16 protein-coding genes, 1 pseudogene and 2 riboswitches are annotated in these 19,045 nt (G+C 66.9%); of the genes and pseudogenes, 9 read left to right on the top strand and 8 right to left on the bottom strand.

The features are described from left to right. Positions 1–92 precede the first annotated feature (92 nt). Together groL and QFZ65_RS17215 are read left to right on the top strand one after the other, a co-directional pair. Entirely contained in the window at positions 93–1,730 is a 1,638-nt protein-coding gene (gene groL, locus QFZ65_RS17220; protein WP_306911969.1) for a chaperonin GroEL, read from the top strand. A 167-nt stretch (positions 1,731–1,897) separates the two neighbouring features. Then, positions 1,898–2,893, top strand: coding sequence for a ribonuclease HI family protein (locus tag QFZ65_RS17215; RefSeq protein WP_306911968.1), 996 nt, complete (start codon positions 1,898–1,900; stop codon positions 2,891–2,893). A 36-nt stretch (positions 2,894–2,929) separates the two neighbouring features. On the opposite strand, the gene QFZ65_RS17210 is transcribed toward QFZ65_RS17215, so the two are convergent. Further along, positions 2,930–3,217 (bottom strand): WXG100 family type VII secretion target, encoded by a 288-nt coding sequence (locus QFZ65_RS17210; RefSeq protein WP_306911967.1) that lies wholly within the window; start codon positions 3,215–3,217, stop codon positions 2,930–2,932. 177 nt (positions 3,218–3,394) lie between these two features. Next, on the bottom strand, positions 3,395–3,631 hold the full coding sequence (locus QFZ65_RS17205; RefSeq protein WP_306911966.1) for a hypothetical protein: 237 nt from the start codon (positions 3,629–3,631) through the stop codon (positions 3,395–3,397). Positions 3,632–4,026: 395 nt separating this feature from the next. Between QFZ65_RS17205 and QFZ65_RS17200 the strand changes: the two genes are divergently transcribed. Continuing rightward, positions 4,027–4,911 carry a hypothetical protein gene (locus tag QFZ65_RS17200; RefSeq protein ID WP_306911965.1) on the top strand — a complete coding sequence of 295 codons (885 nt, stop codon included), beginning with the start codon at positions 4,027–4,029 and terminating at the stop codon, positions 4,909–4,911. Beyond that, positions 4,908–5,321: a hypothetical protein gene (locus QFZ65_RS17195; RefSeq protein ID WP_306911964.1), complete on the top strand. Its 414-nt coding sequence runs from the start codon at positions 4,908–4,910 to the stop codon at positions 5,319–5,321. The genes QFZ65_RS17200 and QFZ65_RS17195 overlap by 4 nt, the downstream gene beginning before the upstream one ends. Positions 5,322–5,433: 112 nt before the next feature. Here the strand turns inward: QFZ65_RS17195 and QFZ65_RS17190 are convergent, their stop codons facing one another. The 5 genes from QFZ65_RS17190 to QFZ65_RS17170 form a co-directional block, all read right to left on the bottom strand. Further along, positions 5,434–7,074, bottom strand: a complete 1,641-nt coding sequence (locus QFZ65_RS17190; protein ID WP_306911963.1) for a cell wall metabolism sensor histidine kinase WalK — start codon at positions 7,072–7,074, stop codon at positions 5,434–5,436. Between the two features lie 2 nt (positions 7,075–7,076). Then, positions 7,077–7,787, bottom strand: a complete 711-nt coding sequence (locus QFZ65_RS17185; RefSeq protein WP_306911962.1) for a response regulator transcription factor — start codon at positions 7,785–7,787, stop codon at positions 7,077–7,079. Positions 7,788–7,854: 67 nt separating this feature from the next. After that, entirely contained in the window at positions 7,855–9,501 is a 1,647-nt protein-coding gene (locus QFZ65_RS17180; RefSeq protein WP_306911961.1) for a DNA repair helicase XPB, read from the bottom strand. Beyond that, a complete protein-coding gene (locus QFZ65_RS17175) occupies positions 9,498–11,990 on the bottom strand; it encodes a helicase-associated domain-containing protein (protein WP_306911960.1) in 2,493 nt (830 codons plus the stop codon). Before QFZ65_RS17175 ends, QFZ65_RS17180 begins: the two co-directional genes overlap by 4 nt. 10 nt (positions 11,991–12,000) lie before the next feature. Continuing rightward, on the bottom strand, positions 12,001–12,234 hold the full coding sequence (locus tag QFZ65_RS17170; protein ID WP_306911959.1) for a hypothetical protein: 234 nt from the start codon (positions 12,232–12,234) through the stop codon (positions 12,001–12,003). A 174-nt stretch (positions 12,235–12,408) separates the two neighbouring features. On the opposite strand from QFZ65_RS17170, the gene QFZ65_RS17165 reads away from it, so the two are divergent. The 3 genes and pseudogenes from QFZ65_RS17165 (at position 12,409) to QFZ65_RS17155 (ending at position 15,172) form a co-directional block, all read left to right on the top strand. Beyond that, positions 12,409–12,792, top strand: coding sequence for a cold-shock protein (locus tag QFZ65_RS17165; protein ID WP_306911958.1), 384 nt, complete (start codon positions 12,409–12,411; stop codon positions 12,790–12,792). A gap of 242 nt (positions 12,793–13,034) precedes the next feature. Then, positions 13,035–13,574, top strand: a pseudogene (locus QFZ65_RS17160) (DUF3027 domain-containing protein); the annotation flags it as partial. Positions 13,575–13,825: 251 nt separating this feature from the next. Beyond that, entirely contained in the window at positions 13,826–15,172 is a 1,347-nt protein-coding gene (locus QFZ65_RS17155; protein ID WP_306911957.1) for an MFS transporter, read from the top strand. A gap of 29 nt (positions 15,173–15,201) precedes the next feature. Here the strand turns inward: QFZ65_RS17155 and serC are convergent, their stop codons facing one another. After that, positions 15,202–16,332 (bottom strand): phosphoserine transaminase, encoded by a 1,131-nt coding sequence (gene serC, locus QFZ65_RS17150; RefSeq protein WP_306911956.1) that lies wholly within the window; start codon positions 16,330–16,332, stop codon positions 15,202–15,204. Positions 16,333–16,645: 313 nt separating this feature from the next. Here serC and QFZ65_RS17145 point away from each other — a divergent pair, with 313 nt between their 5' ends. Together QFZ65_RS17145 and QFZ65_RS17140 are read left to right on the top strand one after the other, a co-directional pair. After that, positions 16,646–17,341, top strand: a complete 696-nt coding sequence (locus QFZ65_RS17145) for a metal-dependent transcriptional regulator (RefSeq protein ID WP_306911955.1) — start codon at positions 16,646–16,648, stop codon at positions 17,339–17,341. A 149-nt stretch (positions 17,342–17,490) separates the two neighbouring features. Continuing rightward, positions 17,491–17,700, top strand: a riboswitch (cyclic di-AMP (ydaO/yuaA leader). Between the two features lie 4 nt (positions 17,701–17,704). Beyond that, positions 17,705–18,520 carry a M23 family metallopeptidase gene (locus tag QFZ65_RS17140; protein WP_306911954.1) on the top strand — a complete coding sequence of 272 codons (816 nt, stop codon included), beginning with the start codon at positions 17,705–17,707 and terminating at the stop codon, positions 18,518–18,520. Between the two features lie 110 nt (positions 18,521–18,630). Next, positions 18,631–18,824: riboswitch (cyclic di-AMP (ydaO/yuaA leader) on the top strand. The last annotated feature ends 221 nt before the right edge of the window (positions 18,825–19,045 follow it).

Below are 19,045 nucleotides of genomic sequence, written 5' to 3'. Positions count from 1 at the left end.
GCGTACAGAGGCTGGCAGGTGTTGGATCGTCCGTCGCGGGCACTGCAGCCGGGTTCATTCTTAACGACTGTCCCGAAAGGACTACTGCCGTTATGGCCAAGATCATTGCATTTGATGAAGAGGCACGCCGCGGTCTTGAGCGGGGCCTGAACATCCTCGCCGACGCCGTCAAGGTCACCCTCGGCCCGCGTGGACGCAACGTCGTCCTCGAAAAGAAGTGGGGCGCCCCCACGATCACCAACGATGGTGTTTCCATCGCCAAGGAGATCGAGCTGGACGATCCTTACGAGAAGATCGGCGCCGAGCTGGTCAAGGAAGTTGCCAAGAAGACGGACGACGTCGCCGGCGACGGAACCACCACCGCCACCGTGCTGGCACAGGCCCTGGTCAAGGAAGGCCTGCGCAACGTCGCTGCCGGAGCTGACCCGCTGTCCCTCAAGCGCGGCATCGAGAAGGCTGTCGAAGCCGTCACCCGCGAACTCCTGGCTTCCGCCAAGGAAATCGAGACGAAGGAAGAGATTGCCGCCACCGCGTCCATCTCCGCCGGTGACAATGAGATTGGCGCCCTGATTGCCGAAGCCCTCGACAAGGTGGGCAAGGAAGGCGTCATCACGGTCGAGGAGTCCAACACCTTCGGCCTGGAACTCGAGCTCACCGAGGGCATGCGCTTCGACAAGGGCTACATCTCCGCTTACTTCGTCACCGACGCTGAGCGCCAGGAGACGGTCCTTGAGGACCCGTACATCCTGATCGTCAACTCCAAGATCTCCAGCGTCAAGGAACTGGTTGCTGTCCTCGAAAAGGTCATGCAGTCCAACAAGCCGCTGCTGATCATTGCCGAAGACATCGAGGGCGAAGCCCTTGCCACACTGATCGTGAACAAGATCCGTGGCACGTTCAAGTCCGTAGCCGTCAAGGCTCCCGGCTTCGGCGACCGCCGCAAGGCACAGCTCGCGGACATCGCCATCCTCAGCGGTGGCCAGGTCATCTCCGAGGAAGTCGGCCTCAAGCTCGAGACCGCCGGCCTCGAACTCCTGGGCCGCGCCCGCAAGGTCGTTGTCACTAAGGATGAGACCACCATCGTCGAGGGTGCAGGCGACGCCGACCAGATCGCTGGCCGCGTTTCCCAGATCCGTGCCGAGATCGAGAACTCCGATTCCGACTACGACCGCGAGAAGCTGCAGGAACGCCTGGCCAAGCTGGCCGGTGGCGTTGCAGTCATCAAGGCCGGTGCCGCAACCGAAGTCGAGCTCAAGGAACGCAAGCACCGCATTGAGGACGCAGTCCGCAACGCCAAGGCTGCTGTTGAAGAGGGCATCGTCGCCGGCGGTGGCGTTGCCCTGATCCAGGCCGGTGCCAAGGCATTCGCCAACCTGCAGCTCGACGGCGACGAAGCAACCGGTGCGAACATCGTCCGTGTTGCCATCGACGCCCCGCTGAAGCAGATCGCCTTCAACGCCGGCCTCGAGCCGGGCGTTGTGGTCGACAAGGTCCGCGGCCTGCCCGCAGGCCACGGCCTGAACGCAGCATCCGGCGAATACGTCGACCTGCTGGCTGCCGGCATCAACGACCCGGTCAAGGTGACCCGCTCTGCGCTGCAGAACGCGGCTTCCATTGCCGGCCTGTTCCTCACCACCGAGGCCGTTGTGGCCGACAAGCCGGAGAAGAACGCTCCGGCCATGGGCGGCGGCGACGACATGGGCGGCATGGGCGGCATGGGCGGCTTCTAACCACCCGCTCGCGCCCGCTGACCTCAGGTCAGCGGGCGACGCGTAGTTTCACAACGACGCATAGTTCACGACGGCGGTCTCACCTTGGGGTGGGGCCGCCGTCGGCGTTATCCGACCGCCGTCCGGCAGGCACTATCCTGCCAGGCACAGTCTGGCAGGATAGTGCAGTGACGATTACAGCAGCAGCCGACGGTTCGGCTTTAGGAAATCCCGGCCCGGCCGGATGGGCCTGGTATGTGAACGACGACTGCTGGCGGGCCGGCGGATGGCCGCACGGCACCAACAACCAGGGTGAGCTGATGGCGGTGCTCGACCTGTTCCGGGCCACCGCCCACCTCGTTGGCGAGGACCTGCACATCCTCTGTGACAGCCAGTACGTCATCAACTCGGTCACAAAGTGGATGCCCGGCTGGAAGCGGAAGGGCTGGCGCAAGTCGGACGGCAAGCCCGTGCTGAACGTCGAACTGCTCAAGGAAATTGACCAGGAACTCCGCGGCCGCAAGTACACGTTCGAGTGGGTGCGCGGCCACGCCGGGCATGAGCTCAACGAGGCCGCCGACGAGCGCGCCCGGGCCGCGGCCACTGCCTACCAGCAAGGCGTCGCCGTCCGCCAGGGACCCGGCTTCGGCTCGAGCGCCGAGAGCTCCTGCGAGGCAGCACACCCGGCCGGCGCGCCCGCGTCCCCGGCGGGGGCCGCAGCACCACCCATGGCGCCGCCGCGGATAGGCCAACAAGAGTTCTTCGGCGACGCCGGAGGGTTCGACGAACCGGACCTCTTCAGTGTGCTCGAGGAGGAGTCCACGCCGGCGCCGGGCATGGACGCCAGCCCGGAGGCCATCGTCGAAGCGCTCGAACGTGAGCTCCTGCGCCCGGACACCCGGGCAGACCTGGGACGGACCGGCGTCTTGCTGCATCCGGACTTCACCGAGATCGGAGCCTCGGGCCGGATCTGGACCCGGGACGCGATGATGATGGAGCTGGAGCAGAGCCCCGAAGGCCCGACGGATCTGGAGCTGCTGGGCGCCGACCGGCTGGGGGACAGCACCGTTCTGTTGACTTACCGCAGCTACGCCCGCTCCGGAACCACCCTGCGCAGCTCCCTGTGGGTGCGTGAAGGTGCCCAGTGGCGGCTGCGGTTCCACCAGGGGACTCCGGAGGCCTGAGGCGCGGCCCGGGCCAGACACTGGCCGTTGGCGGTGTTACCCGAAGCGCTGGGTGTTGGTTATCTCGGTCTGGTCATAGCTGGCTGCCGCGGCGGTAAGCGCCAGATTGATGGAGGCCAGGGAGGCCTCGACCCTGCCCTGGGTCAAGGCCCACTCGGCGACGAGGGCCTGGAAGTTCGTTGCCGCTGCCCCGCGCCAGCTGGCCTGCAGCTCGTCGAGGCCGAGTTTCATCGACTGGACGTCAGCGCTGATTCTCTCGACCGTCGCCTTGACGTTCGCCGACTTCAGCTGGAGAAGCTCGGTGTCGACGGAGATGATGCTCATGGTTAACCTCCCGGTGGCTGCTGGGAGCAGCCCGGTCCGTCGCCGGCAGGCGACGCCGGACGGGGCTGGCTCGTCCGGGCTTTCCGGACACCACCAGCCTAGGCAGGTGAGGCCGCCGCGGTCCTTGGCGGATGGGCCTATGTGGACAACCACGGAGGCTTTTCCACCCGGCTGACGTTACTTCGCGATCGTCCGCAGGATCTGCCGCGCCACCAGACGGTCGACTCCGGGCATGGCGGTGGCCCGGATGACCCACCGCCGCAGGAGGCGTTGCCCCCTGTTCGCCGGGAGGAACGTTGATGCGGCTCGCGTCCCGGAGGCCTGCGCCACCTCCACGACCGGCCGCATGCGCCGCTCGAAGGTGAGCGGTGCCCAGCATCTTTCCGAGGCCGTCCAGCGCTGTAGACCCTCCATGAACCCACAGGCGGACGAAGGCGGCTAGTGGATATCGAACGCTTCAGCGGTCAAACCCGTTTACACAACACCAAAACCTTCGCGCGATCTTGTTCGAACGACTTCGACAGCAGGTGAGGCTGCACCATGAACGGCCCGTGACTATCGCCGTTTGATGGCGCCGTTCTGTTTTATCTATTTGGCGGCTTTGTGTTCCGAAAGCGGACCCTTGGGTCCGTCAGCGGCACCACGCCAGCGGTTTGACCCTATCCGGGGGGACCTTTTTGGAGGAGCATGGTGGCATCCGCTGCGGTCGCCCCGGGTCCCGAGGGGTGATCCCGATGCTACGGAACGGATGGTGAGTGATGGGCAGGAATACGCGAATCGGATCCGACGGCAGTCCAAATCGGGCGGGCATGCGCCGGTCCGACCGAGATGAGGAAGCCATCACCCCGTCCCCCGCTCCGTCCTTCCGCTCCCGCGAGGCAGCGGTCCTGGCCTTGCAGCGCAGCGCCGGCAACCGCGCCGTCCAGCGACTGGTCGCCGGGTCGGCCGCACACGCCAAGCCGAAGATGGAGGGTGACGAGGACAAGGAACGTCTCAAGGACGGGGCCTGCGTCGTGCAGCGAGTGCTGGCCGACCCGGTGCCCATGCTCGCCGTCCAGCGGGCCGCCTTCAACGCGACGCTCAACAAGCCCGCGCCGACGCGGTCGAACTCGGCCGCCAGCACCACGCACGCGGACGATCCGACGTTTACCGGTCACGCCGTGGAGGACAAGAAGCGCAAGCGCTGGACCTATGTCGTCGACACGGTCGAGGCCACCGGGACCATTCAGATCGTCTACTTCACCAACGACCGCTACCCTGCACCGACACCGGACGACGACTCCGGGGCGCTGACAAATGTCACCAGCGGCAATGTCACGGCCATTCTCAAGGACTTTAAGGACAATCGAGAAGGCATCCCGGACCACTGGTCCGCGTACCGGGCGGAAGACCTCCACGAGGATTACCACTGGAGCAACGAGTGGCTGAAACTCGCCCGGGTGGGGATGACGGAGGCCGACAAGAAGGTGGCCAAGCTCCAAGTCGACACCACAGCCACGCCGGCCCAGGCGGACGCCGAGAAGATCCTCGAGCCGCAGGCGAAGACGCTCTTCGACGCCGAGATGAAAGCGGCCCGCATGAAGTGGAACGCGATGGGCGACTCACCCGGCGACCCGCCCTACCGCGCACAGGCGCCGGCGGTCGACGCGCTGGCCACACGGGTCAAAGCCCACAAGAAGGCGCAGAAGTGGTGAGCGGGTCCCTCACGCTGCTTATGGACGTGCTGGCGACGGCGCCGCTGCGAGTTCACGTCAGCCTGCACCAGCCGGACACCGCCGACGAAGTGGCCTGGGTGCCGAAGCTGCTCGCACCGGCAGGGGCGTTCATCACGCTCGTCGTGCGCGACCCCGCCGGGGAGACCCGCTTCGAAACCCACCCGCCGAAGATCAAGCCGAAGCTCAGGCCCGATGACGACGACAGCTACCTCGGGCTCGAACCCGGCTACTCGTACGGCATCGTCCTTGCTGTCGACCTTCCCCAGCTCGCCGGCGGAGCCTACCTGCTCGAGGCCGGCTATACGAACCGCGGCTACCACGGGACGTCGGGGCGGCCCGTCGGCGAGATCGCGCTGACGACGGAAAGCGACCTGTTTCTCGGCGAGTAGGGCGGCATCAGGAGCTCTGGCGCTGGCCGGCAAAGCGCGGCCGCGAGGTCGGGACGATCCGGGGAACTGGTGGCGCCGAGTGGGACGCCAAGGATCGCTTGGAGTGAGCCCTTTATGGGGAAAGGCGGTTGTCCGGCTGGGCCGCGCCGTGGCTGTCCGCCTCGGCCGCGCCGTGGCTGCCCGCCCTAGCCCTGCCTGCCGTGTCGTCGCCAACAGTGCCGTGGTGTGCCGTACCGTCGTCGGCGGTCACCTCATCGTGTATGCCGTCGTCGGCGGTCGCCTCATCGGGCCTGCCGTCATCGGCCGCGTCCTCGTCGGCGAAGGCTCCGTCCAGGTATGGAAGGCTGACCACCAAGGTGGCGCCGCCGCCGTCGGTCTTTGTGGCCTGGACCGTGCCCGAATGGGATCCGACGATGGCAGCAACGATGGCGAGCCCCAGTCCGCTGCCGCCGGTTTCCCGTGTCCGGGAGGTGTCCGCGCGGTAGAACCGCTCGAAAATCCGGGCGGCCTCCTCCTCGGGGACCCCAGGACCATGGTCGCGGACCTCAATCACCGAGTGCCGCCGGCCGTCCTCCGATGTCCGCACACCGACGGCGAGCTCGATGGGGCTGCCCTCCGGGGTGTAGCGCAGGGCATTGCCGACCAGGTTGCCCAGCACCTGCCGCAGTTTGGCCTCGTCGCCGAGCACCGGCGCGGCGGTGGCAGGGCCGCCGTCGAGCCCGCTGAGGGAGATGGCGCGGCTGCGGTCGCTTGCCTGGGTATCCACCACCGCATCATGGGCCAGCAACAGCAGGTCCACGGGCTTCCGCGCCAGCGGGCGCTGCTCGTCGATGCGGGCCAGCAGCAGGAGGTCCTCGACCATGGTTCCCATGCGCTTGGCTTCGCTTTCAATCCGCCCCATCGCGGTGGCGACGTCCTCCGGGGTGGACAGGGCACCGTGCCGGTACAGTTCCGAGAATCCGCGGATGGTCACGAGCGGGGTCCGCAGTTCGTGGGAGGCGTCAGCGGCGAAGCGGCGCATCCGCTCCTCGGACGCCATCCGGGCGGCGAAGGCAGTTTCAATGTGGGCCAGCATGGCGTTCAGCGAGCTGCCGAGCCGGCCGACCTCGGTGCTCGGGTTTTCGATTTCCACGCGCCGTGACAGGTCCCCGGCGGCGATGGCCGCCGCGGTCTTCTCCACCCGGGCCAACGGACGGAAGGACCGGGAGATGCTCCAGGTGGCGATCAGGAAGGCCAGCACCAGGGTCAGCAGCCCGACGCCGACCACCACCAGGACGGCATGTTCCATCACGGAGTCCACCGGCGCGAGGGGGAGCCCGATCACCACCACCGCGGTGCGGTCGTTGGAGTCCACCACGCTGAGGGCCACGACCCGCCAGTTGTGTCCGTCCGTGCCGCTGACCTGGTAGGGCTGCTGCTGGCGGACCCTGGCCTCGGCGGCGGAGATATTGCTGATGTCCGGGCGCGATGCCTTGTCCCCGCCGAAGGGATAGGGCGGCAGCCCGGGGCTGAAGAGCATGAGGGAATAGTCGGTGGGGATGTTCGGGTTTTGTTCCTGCAGCTGGCTGAAGGAATTCTGCTGGCGCACCGATTCGACGGCGGCTTTGAGCTTGTCGTCGACCTGCCCCTGCAGGTAGCTGTGCAGCAGCGTCAGGGTACCGGCGCCGGTCGCTGTCAGGGCCACCAGCATCAAGGCCGTCATGATGGCGACGAGCTGTGACCTCAGCGGGGCCGATTTCCAGCGCAGCAGCAAGGTCAGCGCTTCTCTGCCGTCCGCAGCACGTAGCCGACGCCGCGCTTGGTCTGGATCAAAGCCGGGGCCTCCGGGTCGATGTCCACCTTGCGGCGGAGATACGAGATGTAGGACTCCACAATCGAGGCATCCCCGTTGAAGTCGTATTCCCAGACGTGGTCCAGGATCTGCGCCTTGGACAGGACACGGTTGGGGTTGAGCATGAGGTAGCGCAGGAGCTTGAACTCGGTGGGGGACAGCTCGATCACGGTGCTGCCGCGGCGCACCTCGTGGGCGTCGTCGTCGAGCTCCAGGTCATCCACCCGGATCACCGCGTCGTCGTCCTGCAGGGGCTGGGTACGGCGCAGCACGGCGCGGATGCGCGCCACGACTTCGTCGAGGCTGAAAGGTTTGGTGACGTAGTCATCGCCGCCCACCGTAAGCCCCATCACCTTGTCCTCGGTGTCGTCCTTGGCAGTCAGGAACAGCACGGGGAAGTGTTTGCCGGCTGCACGCAGGCGGCGGGTGACGGTGAATCCATCCATGTCCGGCAGCATGACGTCCAGCACAGCGAGGTCGGGGGAGTGGAGCTCGGCTGCGGCAAGCGCGTCCCGCCCGTTCCCGGCCGAAACGACCTCGAAGCCGGCGAAGCGGAGGGAAGTGGAAAGCAGCTCGCGGATGTTCGGTTCATCATCGACGACAAGCAGCTTGGCTTCTGGACCGTTCTTTTTCATGACTCCCATGATGCTCCCAGACACTGGGAGTTTTCTGAATGGCAGATGTGTGTTCGGTGGACGCCAGCTAGCCGGTTGCGCCCACGTCCTTCGCGTCCATGATCCGGTACGCGTAGCCCTGCTCGGCCAGGAAGCGCTGGCGCTTGGCCGCGAAGTCCTGGTCCAGGGTGTCGCGGGCCACGAGCGAGTAGAAACGGGCCGCGCGGCCGTCCTTCTTGGGCCGCAGCAGCCGTCCGAGCCGCTGGGCTTCCTCCTGTCGGGAACCGAAGGACCCGGAGACCTGGATGGCAACGGAGGCCTCGGGCAGGTCGATCGAAAAGTTGGCGACCTTGGACACCACCAGGGTCTGGACCTCACCGGCGCGGAAGGCGTCGAAGAGCCTCTGGCGCTCCTTCACGGACGTCTCGCCTTTGATGACGGGTACCTTCAGGCGCTCGCCGAGCTCGTCCAGCTGGTCGATGTACTGCCCGATCACGAGGAGCTGTTCACCGGCGTGCTCGGCGACGAGTTGCTCCACCACGTGGGTCTTGGACTCTGACGTGGAGCACAGCCGGTATTTGTCCGCATCCTCGGCCATGGCGTACGCGACGCGCTCATCGCGCGGCAGGTCGATCCGGACCTCCACGCAGTCCGCCGGTGCAATGTACCCCTGGGCCTCGATGTCCTTCCACGGCGCGTCATAGCGCTTGGGCCCGATCAGGCTGAAGACCTCGCCCTCCCGACCGTCCTCGCGGACCAGGGTGGCGGTGAGGCCGAGCCGGCGGCGCGCCTGCAGGTCCGCCGTCATCCGGAAAATCGGGGCGGGCAGCAGATGGACCTCGTCGTAGATGATGAGTCCCCAGTCATTGCCGTCCACAAGCTCCAGGTGCGGGTACAGTCCGCCCCGCTTCGTAGTCAGGACCTGGTAGGTGGCGATCGTGACTGGCCGGACCTCCTTGACGGAGCCCGAATATTCGCCGATCTCCTCTTCGGTCAGGGAGGTCCGTCTGAGCAGTTCGTCCTTCCACTGGCGGGCGGACACGGTGTTGGTGACCAGGATGAGGGTGGTGGTGGAGCTTGTGGCCATCGCCGCGGCGCCTACCAGCGTTTTGCCGGCCCCGCAGGGGAGCACGACGACGCCGCTGCCGCCAGCCCAGAAGTTTTCCGTCGCCAGCCGCTGGTACGGGCGCAGTTTCCAGTCGGATTCGTCCAGCAGTATCGCATGCGGCGTCCCGTCGACGTAGCCGGCCAGGTCCTCGGCGGGCCAGCCGAGCTTAAGCAGAAGCTGCTTGAGCTGTCCGCGCTGGGAAGAGTGCACCACCACGGTCTCCCCGTCGATCCGCGGCCCCAGCAAGGGCGCGATCTTCTTGGCACGGCTCACCTCCTCCAGCACGGGATAGTCGGAGGTGCGCATGACCAGGCCGTGCTGCGGGTCTTTTTCAAGCCGCAGCCGCCCATAGCGGGACATCGTCTCTTCGACGTCGATCAGCAGCGAATGTGGCACCGGGAACCGGGAGTACTTCAGCAGCGTGTCGAGAACCTTTTCGGCGTCGAGCCCGGCGGCCCGGGCATTCCAGAGGCCCAGGGGCGTCAACCGGTAACTGTGTACATGCTCCGGGGCGCGCTCCAGTTCCGCGAAGGCCGCGATGGCGTGTCGGGCCTCGGTGGCCAGTTCGTGGTCGACCTCGAGCAGGATGGTCTTGTCACTCTGGACGATCAGGGGTCCGTCATTCACTGGAGCAATTCCTCAGCCGCTTCTACATCAATAATCCGGTGGATGGACAGCACACGTTCGGTCTCCTTCGCCGGATCAAAGACCCGTACGCGTCCACCGTTCACAGCTAGCGGAACAACTGTTTCGGGAACCGCATTCCCCATCCCGTCCACGACGTTCATCACCACCCGCTGCTTGAGCCTGATCGCCTTGAGCAAGGTCTCGAGCCCCAGCTGGACGGCCTCCTCGCTGCCGGCGGCGGCGGGATGGGCCCCGGTTCCGTCGGCTGCAGGGCGGCCACCGCGCAGCACGGCCAGCTGCGCGTCGACGTCAGCCTCCGGCGGAGCGGTGCGCGGCGGGGTGTACACCGGCCGCGAGGTGCCGTTCGGGGCGGGCGTGGCGCGGCGCAGCCGGACGACGGCCGACTCGGACTCCTCCACGGCCGGGGATAGCCCCAGGCTCCGGAGCACCTGGGCGGTTTCACGGGGCGGGGCGGAGGAGACGAGCACGGTCGGGGCGATGCGGGACAGGCTCAGCCCGGACGCCGCGGATGCGTTGAGCAGCTCCAGCAACGCCGTTTCGTCCTCGCTCTGGATGAAGCTGGCGGCAGCCCCGACCCGGAGCCTGGCATGCCGGGCCGCGGTGTCTTCGATCAGGTAGGTGAGGGGCTGCGGAATGGCGGTGGCGGAATGCTGGCGCAGGAAGTCCAGCAGGGCCTGCCCGTCCTGGCCGGCGTCGAGGGCGCGACGGACCGACGAGACGGAGAACCGGTAGATGGTGGCTGGTCCTTGGCCCTCGGCGTCAGCCATGGTCAGGAGCTTCTCGCTCAGTTCGGGGGCGAGATAGCCCGGCGCCACGGCGGTGAGGTCCGCCTGCAGCAGGACATGGTTGAGCGCCGCGGGGAGGTGTTCGCCAAGGATGCCCAGTGCCTCTTCGGGCTCTCCGGCGGCGATCGCGGCGCCGATCTGGCTTAGGGCTCCGGATCCCATCAACCCCAGCAGTTCAGCCTCTGCCAGGACCCCCCGGACCAGCGAGCTGAAGCGCCGGGCCATCCGGGGCTGTGACCAGTCGGCGCGTTCCAGCACGGCCGCCGCGTCGAGCACGGGGGCCTGGCCGTCCAGTGTCGAGGCTTCCAGGCTGAGTTCCCGAAGGATCTCCAGAATCCGTTTCCGGATCACAGGCGCGTCCGGCCGCTGCGCCTCCGCAGAAAGCGCATTGATCATGGCCCCCGCCGTGCCCCGGTGCGCCGAGGGCGCCGGGGCGCCGCCGGTAACGGGTTGCCCCACGAGCGACGGAGCGCGCTCGCTGGCGAGCCAGGCGTTGACCAGCCAGAGCCACTGTTCCTGGCGCGGCAGCGCAAGCCACTCCAGCTGCGGCGGCTGGACCCAGGAGGAACTGTCGACGTCGAGGCGCAGTAATCCCGCGAGGGCGCACAGCTCGGCCAGCACTCCGGCGTCGCGCAGTTCGATCCGCAGCGCGTCGGCCAGGCGCTTCATCTCGCGCACGCCGACGCCGCCGCTGCGAAGCGTTGCCAGCGGCTGTTCCCGGATCACGTGAAGCAGTTCGCCGACCAGCCGGAGGGTCTCGGCGATGGCACCCAGGGCCGCGTTCCGGCGCAGTGCGGCGCTCGTGAAGCCCAGCCGGGGAACAGGGGGTGTCAGGGCGAAGTTCTCAATGACGAAGCCGCCGCGGAGGGAGACGCCCACGCTGCGCGGAAGCTCGACGTGGGCGGCATCCAGCGGCACCAGCAAGCCGCGCGCCAGCAGCCAGTCCACGGGCCCGACGTCGGAGGCCTGGTGGATGACGGAAGCGCGGCGCTGGGCCTGCGGGACGGCGCCCATGGCCCAGTTGCCGAACCGGTCCAGGAGGGCAGTGGTGCGTTCCGGAGCGGTGGCAAGGATCCGCTGGAGCGATTCCGGCGTCGCCGTCCAGTGCTGCAGTGACAGGGCCGCCTCCATCGGCGTCGTGGCAGGGGCGACAGCCGCCCCGCTGCGGTGCAGTTCCCCGACGAGCTGGACCACGCGCTGCGCAAACGCCGGCTGCAGCCGGACCAACTCCGTGTAACTGCGCCCGAGGCCGGCCGGGTAGATGCCGATGACGTCCTTGAGGCTCCCCACCGGCAGGTAGTACCGATGCCGTGACTGTGCCGGGGTAACCCCGTGCGGAGGCTCGGCCCGGTGCACCAGCGCCAGCTCCTGCAGCGAGTGCAGCAAGCGGTCCAGAGAGGCCAGGGAGGCGCCATTGATGAGCTTCTTCAGCATCGCTGACGAGGCGCTGTGCCCGGTGTCGGTGTTGGTACACAGATGCAGCGTTTCCAGCACCTGCATTTCGGGCCGGTTGAGCCGCTCCAGGGCACGCTGCACGCTCACCCGGCTGCTCGCGCGGGCAGCGAGGGCTGCGAAGTCCGGAACTCCGGGGGAAATGAGGTCCGGCCGCGCCGAGAACAGGGCCCGCAGCGAGTCGTCGCTGCGTGCTTCCAGTTCCTTGCTGAGGGCGCGGATGAGGGACATCAGTTCAACGCTACCCTCCGCCGGGCTGCCGCGTCCGGCGTCGGGCCGTAACCGCGTCGGCCACGAGCACCAGCATCAGCAGGAAGGCTACGGGCAGGCCGTAGAGCGCCGTGGAGGTGAGCCAGACCGGGGCAACGAGCCTGCCGAAGGCCAGGGCCATGACTGCTCCGACTGCCAGCAGTGACAGTACGGCGACTCCGGCCGCGATAATCTGCAGGGCCCGGCGGAAGCGCAATGGTCTCATGTGGCCAACGCTAACAGTCCCGCCCCGCGCCTCACACTGTCATAGTGCCCATGGCAGGATAACCTTGAAGGAACAGACCAACACGGTCCAGGCAGCCATACCTTGAACCCGCATATCAATGTGGATGCGGTGGCCGCCGGCTGTGTCACCAGCAGAACGAAGAAGGTTGATTACGTGCCTACCGGCAAGGTCAAGTGGTATGACAAGGAAAAGGGCTTCGGGTTCCTCGCGGCTGAAGACGGCCAGGAAGTCTTCCTGCCCAAATCGGCGCTTCCCGAGGGCGTAACGGACCTCAAGGCGGGGACCCGTGTGGAGTTTGGCGTAGCTGACGGCCGCAAGGGCGCCCAGGCGTTGGGCTTGCGCGTGCTGGACAAGACGCCGTCCATCGCCAAGGCCAAGCGTCCCAGCGCCAAGGATCTTGCCCCGCTGGTCCAGGATCTTGTGACCGTTCTGGACAACCTTTCCGGAACTCTCTCGGCGGGCAAGTACCCGGAGGGCAACAAAGCCAAGGCGATCGCGGTGGCCCTTCGTAAGGTCGCCGACGAGCTGGACGCGTAAGGCTCCTGATGGCAGCGGAACCTGAGCAGAACGCGCCCGAGGCTCGCGGCACCGCCGGAATAAACACAGCCGGAGAGAACACAGCCGACGTGGAGGCACTTGACGTGGATGCGGTTGACGTTGATGCAGCTGACGTGGACGTGGCCGACGAAGATGCGGCTGGCGTCGGTGTGGCCGACGTGGATACGGCCGCCGAAGATGCGGCCGAAGCAGCTGTTGCCGGAGCAGACGCCGCTGGAGTGATCGCTGTGGAAGCAAAGGCGCCGGGATCCGTGGCCGCGACGACACCGCGTGCCGGTGTTCCGGTTTGGCGAACGGGCAAGCCCGACGCCGTTCTCGCCGCCGCCGTCGACGTCGCCCGCGCTGCCGTGGAAACCATTGCCGCCGCAGAGCAGATCGGCCGGCACCTGGGTGCGCGCACCGAGGGTGACCGCCTGGTCACGCATCTCTTCGAATCGAAGCTCGCCGGCTACGGGGGCTGGCAGTGGTACGCCGTGCTCACGCGCAACTCGCGGTCCAAGGTGGTCACGGTCGATGAGCTGGGCCTGCTGCCCTCCGAAGACTCGATACTGGCGCCCGAGTGGGTCCCCTGGGCCGAGCGGGTCCGCCCGGAGGACGCCCAGGACGAGGAGTCCGCCGACCAGGACGCCCAGGACGAGGAATCCGCCGAGTCGGCCCCCGCCGCTGCCGGGCAGGATGCCGACGAGCCGGACGTGGCCGACGCCGATTCGGTAGACACGGACGCGGCCGACGCCGATGCGGTAGACACGGACGCGGCCGACGCCGATGTGGTAGAGCCGGACGTGGCCGACGCCGATGCGGTGGACACGGACGCGGCCGACGCGGATGCGGTAGACACGGACGCGGCCGACGCCGAGTCGGCAGTTACAAACGCCGGCCAACCCGACGCCGACCTCGAGCACGACGACGACGAAGAAGCCGACGTCGACGGCTTTGTCCAGCCGGTGCTACCGGACGAAGAGGCTGACTAGGGGTTGGAACACTTCGGGAGAACGGGGGGTGAAGGCCGGGCATGACGTCCACTTTCAAATCCCTGCACATCCTGAACTACCGGATCTGGTTCATCGGGGCCCTGATCTCCAACATCGGGACCTGGATGCAGCGCACGGCCCAGGACTGGCTGGTCTTTGACCGCCTCACGGAGCAGGACGCCGGAGCGATGGGCGTCACGATGGCGCTGCAGCTGGGCCCGCAACTCTTCCTTGCGCCCGTGGCCGGGCTGGTGGCTGACCGCTTCAACCGCAAACAGCTGCTGATCCTCACACAATCGGCCATGGCCTTGCTGAGTACGGGCCTCGGGGTCCTCGTGCTCTCTGGCGGCGCGCAGCTCTGGCACGTTTACGGCTTCGCCTTGCTCCTTGGCGTGGTGTCCGCACTGGACGCCCCCGTGCGGCAGACCTTTGTCTCCGAACTGGTCCGTGACGACTTCCTGCCCAACGCCGTGGCGCTCAACAGTGCCTCCTTTAACGTGGCGAGGATGATCGGACCTGCGGTGGCGGGATTCCTGACGGTCGCCGTCGGCTCCGGCTGGGTCTTCCTCATCAATACCGTCACGTTCCTGGCGCTGCTGCTGAGCCTCTGGAGGATTCCCGCCGCCTCGCTTCGCCAGCTGCCGCGGGCCGCGGCAGGCAAGGGCCGTATCCGCGAGGGCCTGCGGTACGTCCGCTTCCGGCCCGACATCGTTGTGGTGCTGGTCGCGGTCTTCATCGTGGGGACGCTGGGGCTTAACTTCGTGCTGTTCATCGCCGCCATGGTAGGCACCGAGTTCGGCCTGGACGCGAGTGCCTTCGGGCTGATGAATTCGATCATGGCCATCGGCTCCGTGGCCGGGGCGTTGCTCTCCGCCGGACGCGGCAAGCCAAGGCTGCGGTTCATCTTCGGGGCGGCCGGCGCGTTCGGCGTGACCTCCGGCATTGCCGCCCTCACCCCCAGCTATTTCTGGTTCGGGGTGGCGCTCGTGCCGGTGGGGCTTTTCGCGATCACCATGATGACGAGCGCAAACGGCTACGTCCAAAGCACGACGGACCCCGTCATGCGGGGCCGGGTGATGGCCCTTTACATGGCGATCTTCATGGGTGGGACACCCATCGGCGCGCCGCTGGTCGGCTGGGTGGCCAACGTCGCCGGGCCGCGCTGGTCGATGGGCGTCGCTGCCGCGTCCGGCGTCCTGGCGGCCCTGATCGGCCTGGTGTGGATTGTCCGTGCGCGCCAGCTGAGGATCCGCTTCGACCGGCGGGCCCGGGGCCTGCACCATTTCCGGCTGGAATCGCGCGCCGCGGGCCGGACTGCCCAGGACCCCGCGGTTAAAGCGGGCGGCGCCGCCCGGGAATCAAACCCGGACGACGCCGTCGAACGCTGAAGCTTCCGTACTGTGAGCGGAACGGGCGCCTACTTCTTCAGCTCGGCGACGACGAAATCGATGCACTCAAGCAACGCCGACACGTCGTCCGGTTCGATTGCGACGAAGGTGGCGATGCGGAGCTGGTTGCGTCCCAGCTTCCGGTAAGGCTCGGTGTCCACGATCCCGTTGGCGCGCAGCACCTTGGCGACGGCGGCGGCGTCAATTGAGTCGTCGAAGTCGATTGTGGCGATCACGTTGGAGCGGTCCTCGGCATTTGGCACGAACGGTGTGGCGTAGTCCGAGGCTTCCGCCCAGCTGTAGATCCGGCCCGCTGAGTCGGCCGTCCGGCCCGCGGCGAAGTCCAGACCCCCGTTGGCGTTGAGCCACTGTACCTGGGCGTCCAGCGTCACCAGCGTCGCCAGCGCCGGGGTGTTGTAGGTCTGGTTCAGGCGCGAGTTGTCGATGGCCGTCTGCAGGTCCAGGAAGTCCGGGATCCAGCGGTCGCTGGCCTTGATCCGGGCCGCGCGCTCCAAGGCGGCTGGGGAGAACAAGCCAAGCCACAGGCCGCCGTCGGAAGCGAAGTTCTTCTGCGGCGCGAAGTAGTACACGTCCGCTTCGGCAACGTCCACGTCCAGGCCGCCCGCAGCTGAGGTGGCGTCCACGAGCACGAGGGCGCCGTCCTCGGCGCCGGCCACGCGCCGGACCGGGGCCGCCACGCCCGTTGACGTCTCGTTCTGGGGCCACGCGTAGACGTCGACGCCGGCCTCCGCCCGTGCTGTGGGGCGGGTGCCGGGCTCGGACTTGATGATGGAGGATTCCGCCAGGAACGGCGCCTTGTTAGTGGCGGAGGCAAACTTCGAGCCGAATTCGCCGAAAGACAGGTGCTGGGCCTTGCTCTCCACCAGGCCGAAGCTGGCGATGTCCCAGAATGCGGTGGAGCCGCCGACCCCCAGGACTACCTCATAGCCTTCGGGGGCTCGAAAGAACTCGCTGAGACCGTTCCGGACCGAGCCCACAAGGTTCTTGACCGGAGCCTGGCGGTGGGAGGTTCCCAGCAGTGTTGCCGAGGCGGCCGCGAGGGCGTCCATCTGCTCCGGACGCACCTTCGACGGCCCGGCGCCGAACCGGCCGTCCTTCGGGAGGAGGTTTGCGGGAATCGTGACGCTGGTGTGGCTCACAGGGGCTCCAATTTTCGGCTGGTACAAAGCGTGGCTTGGGGGCGGCCCGGCAGCGGTGGCTGCGACGAAGCCTCCTTTTCATTCTGCCTGACCGCCCCGTAGGGACGGGAAAAAGATCCGTCATAGTCCGGTCACTGAGACGGATGGGCGCCGCGGCAGCCGTCGGCTGGGCCGGCCGAATTATCCGGAGTAATTCAAAAAAGGCTAAGCTGGATTGCGAACGTACGGGCGGATCCCGCCGAGGCAAGCCGCAGACATCGGCACACGGTACGGTGGGAATGACGCAAGGACGGCGCTCGAGGAGCTGAGCTGAATGACGGATCTGATCGATACAACCGAGATGTATCTTCGGACCATCCTGGAACTTGAAGAAGAGAACATCGTCGCCCTCCGTGCCCGCATCGCAGAACGGTTGCGCCACTCCGGCCCCACGGTGTCGCAGACTGTCGGCCGCATGGAGCGCGACGGCCTTGTGGTGGTGTCCGGCGACCGGCACCTTGAACTGACCGAGACCGGCCGGAAACGTGCCATCGAGGTTATGCGCAAGCACCGCCTCGCCGAGCGGCTCCTGGCCGACGTCATCGGCCTTGATTGGGCGTATGTCCACGAGGAGGCCTGCCGCTGGGAACACGTGATGAGCGAGCGTGTGGAACGGCGCATCTTCGAGATGCTCGATCACCCGACCGTTTCCCCGTATGGAAATCCGATTCCCGGTCTCGCGGAACTGGGCGGCCTGCCCTCCCAGCCCTTCGCCGACGGCGTCGTGAACCTGCTTGAAGCCATGACCGGCTACGGCGCCGGGTCCCGGATCACCGTGAACCGCCTGGCCGAACCCATCCAGGTCGAGCCGGAACTGCTCGTCCAGCTGGATGAAGGCGGCATCCGGCCCGGGGCACTCGTGTCCTTGGAACGCGTGGGGGAGTACATTTCAGTCCGCGTGCCGGACTTCGAAGGTGCGCTCGAGCTGCCGCCGGAGGTCGCGGCCCACGTCTTCGTTACGGTCGGCTGAGCCCGTCCACACCAGCACTTGCGGCCTGACCCCTGGGATGTCCACAAGGAGATAACGGGATTATTACTGAGCGGGATTAATCGCCTATAGTTAATCTGCAGTACGATACCAAACCGTTACCTGATCCGCAGCCGAGCTCTGCCAGCGGATCAGAAGTCGAGTCACCTTCTGGCAGAGGCGGGGGAACCAATTCCGGCTGCTATAGAGCAGCCTCGGGGTGAAGTCCGCCAGCGGCAGGCGCACTCCACCGTGGGATTTTGCGATTCCCCTGTGTCTGGACGCCTGTTTACGGCGGACCGGGTCTTTGATCTTTGGCCCGAATCCGACAGCTAACTCCGCAGGCCGTCCAGAGAGGAACCATTCTTGACCACCCAGACCACCCCGGGCCGCCGCCGCGCCTTCGGCCCCGCTCCTGAGCCGCGCCCGGCCGTCGCCGTTCAGGCAGACCGCCCGCGTGATGCGCACCGCGATGAGCGCCGCGGCCGCCGGAGCACGTTTCGCCAGGTGACGGACTTTGCCGCCGCCAGCGGCTTCGGGCAGCGTGCCGGCATCGCCCTTGCCGCTACCGGGCTGGTCTTGACGGTCACAGTGCCCGCCACCGGGCCGGTCATGGCCAGCGACACAGCCGCTGTCGCCGTCGCCGCTGCTTCACAGCCTGCCGTGACCGCCGCCTCCACCAAGATCGACTTCAGCCGCACCGCCGTGAGCACCCAGGGTGACCCCGACGGAAAGCTGAAGCAGCTGCTGAGCGCACAGTCCGTGGGAACCATCACCCGCGCTGCTTCTTCCGGCACCCTTGGTGCGCCCCTGGAGAAGATGGAAACGGCCTCGCCGTTCGGTTTCCGGGTGAGTCCCATCACCGGCGGCCAAGGCGAGTTCCACCGGGGCCAGGACTACGCTGCGCAATGCGGTACGGCTGTCCGTGCCGCGGCCAGCGGAACAGTTACCTTCACGGGTTGGCACCCGTACGGCGGCGGCAACCGTGTGGTGATCGACCACGGCAACGGCCTGGAGACCACCTACAACCACCTGTCCTCCTCCAGCGTGAAGGTCGGACAAAAGGTCTCCCGCGGCGATGTCATCGCGATGAGCGGAACCACGGGCGCGTCCACCGGCTGCCACCTGCACTTTGAAGTAATGGTCAACGGCGACGTCGTTGACCCCACCGGCTGGCTCTAATAGCGATGGGCGACTCTCGCCTTTTGGGAACCCGCCGTGATCTGAATGTGACATTTCATCAGTACTGCTGTATCGTTTGAAGCACGCCAACTTCTCCGAAGTTGGCGCTCTTGAGTGGATTGCCTAACTCTGCCACCGCTCAAGGTCCGTTCGCATGACATCGTCTGGCAGGGGCGGGGGAACCAATTTCGGTCTTCGCGAGAAGACCTAGGGGTTAAGTCGCAAAGCTTCCCAGGGAGCAGCGCGGCCGGGTGACTCCCATCCGAATCCGACAGCTCACCTCGTAGGCATTGGGAGAGGCTACTTTCGTGTCTTCACGCCATAATGCTGCGCGTCACCGCGCTGGCGCGGCTCTGTTGAGCCCGCTGAAATCCATGTCCCGTGCTGCCCTTGCCGGCGCCCGGAATGGATCTCACTCCGCCGACTCAATCTCTGCCGAGTCCGGCCTGCAGGCATCGCACCTGCGCGCAGCTACCGCTTTTGGCGCGTCTTCGCAGTACACCCTTCGCTAAGTAACCCATTTTT

Source organism: Arthrobacter sp. B3I9 (assembly GCF_030816935.1).
GTDB lineage: Bacteria > Actinomycetota > Actinomycetes > Actinomycetales > Micrococcaceae > Arthrobacter.
This window is presented reverse-complemented; position numbering and strand designations above follow the sequence as displayed.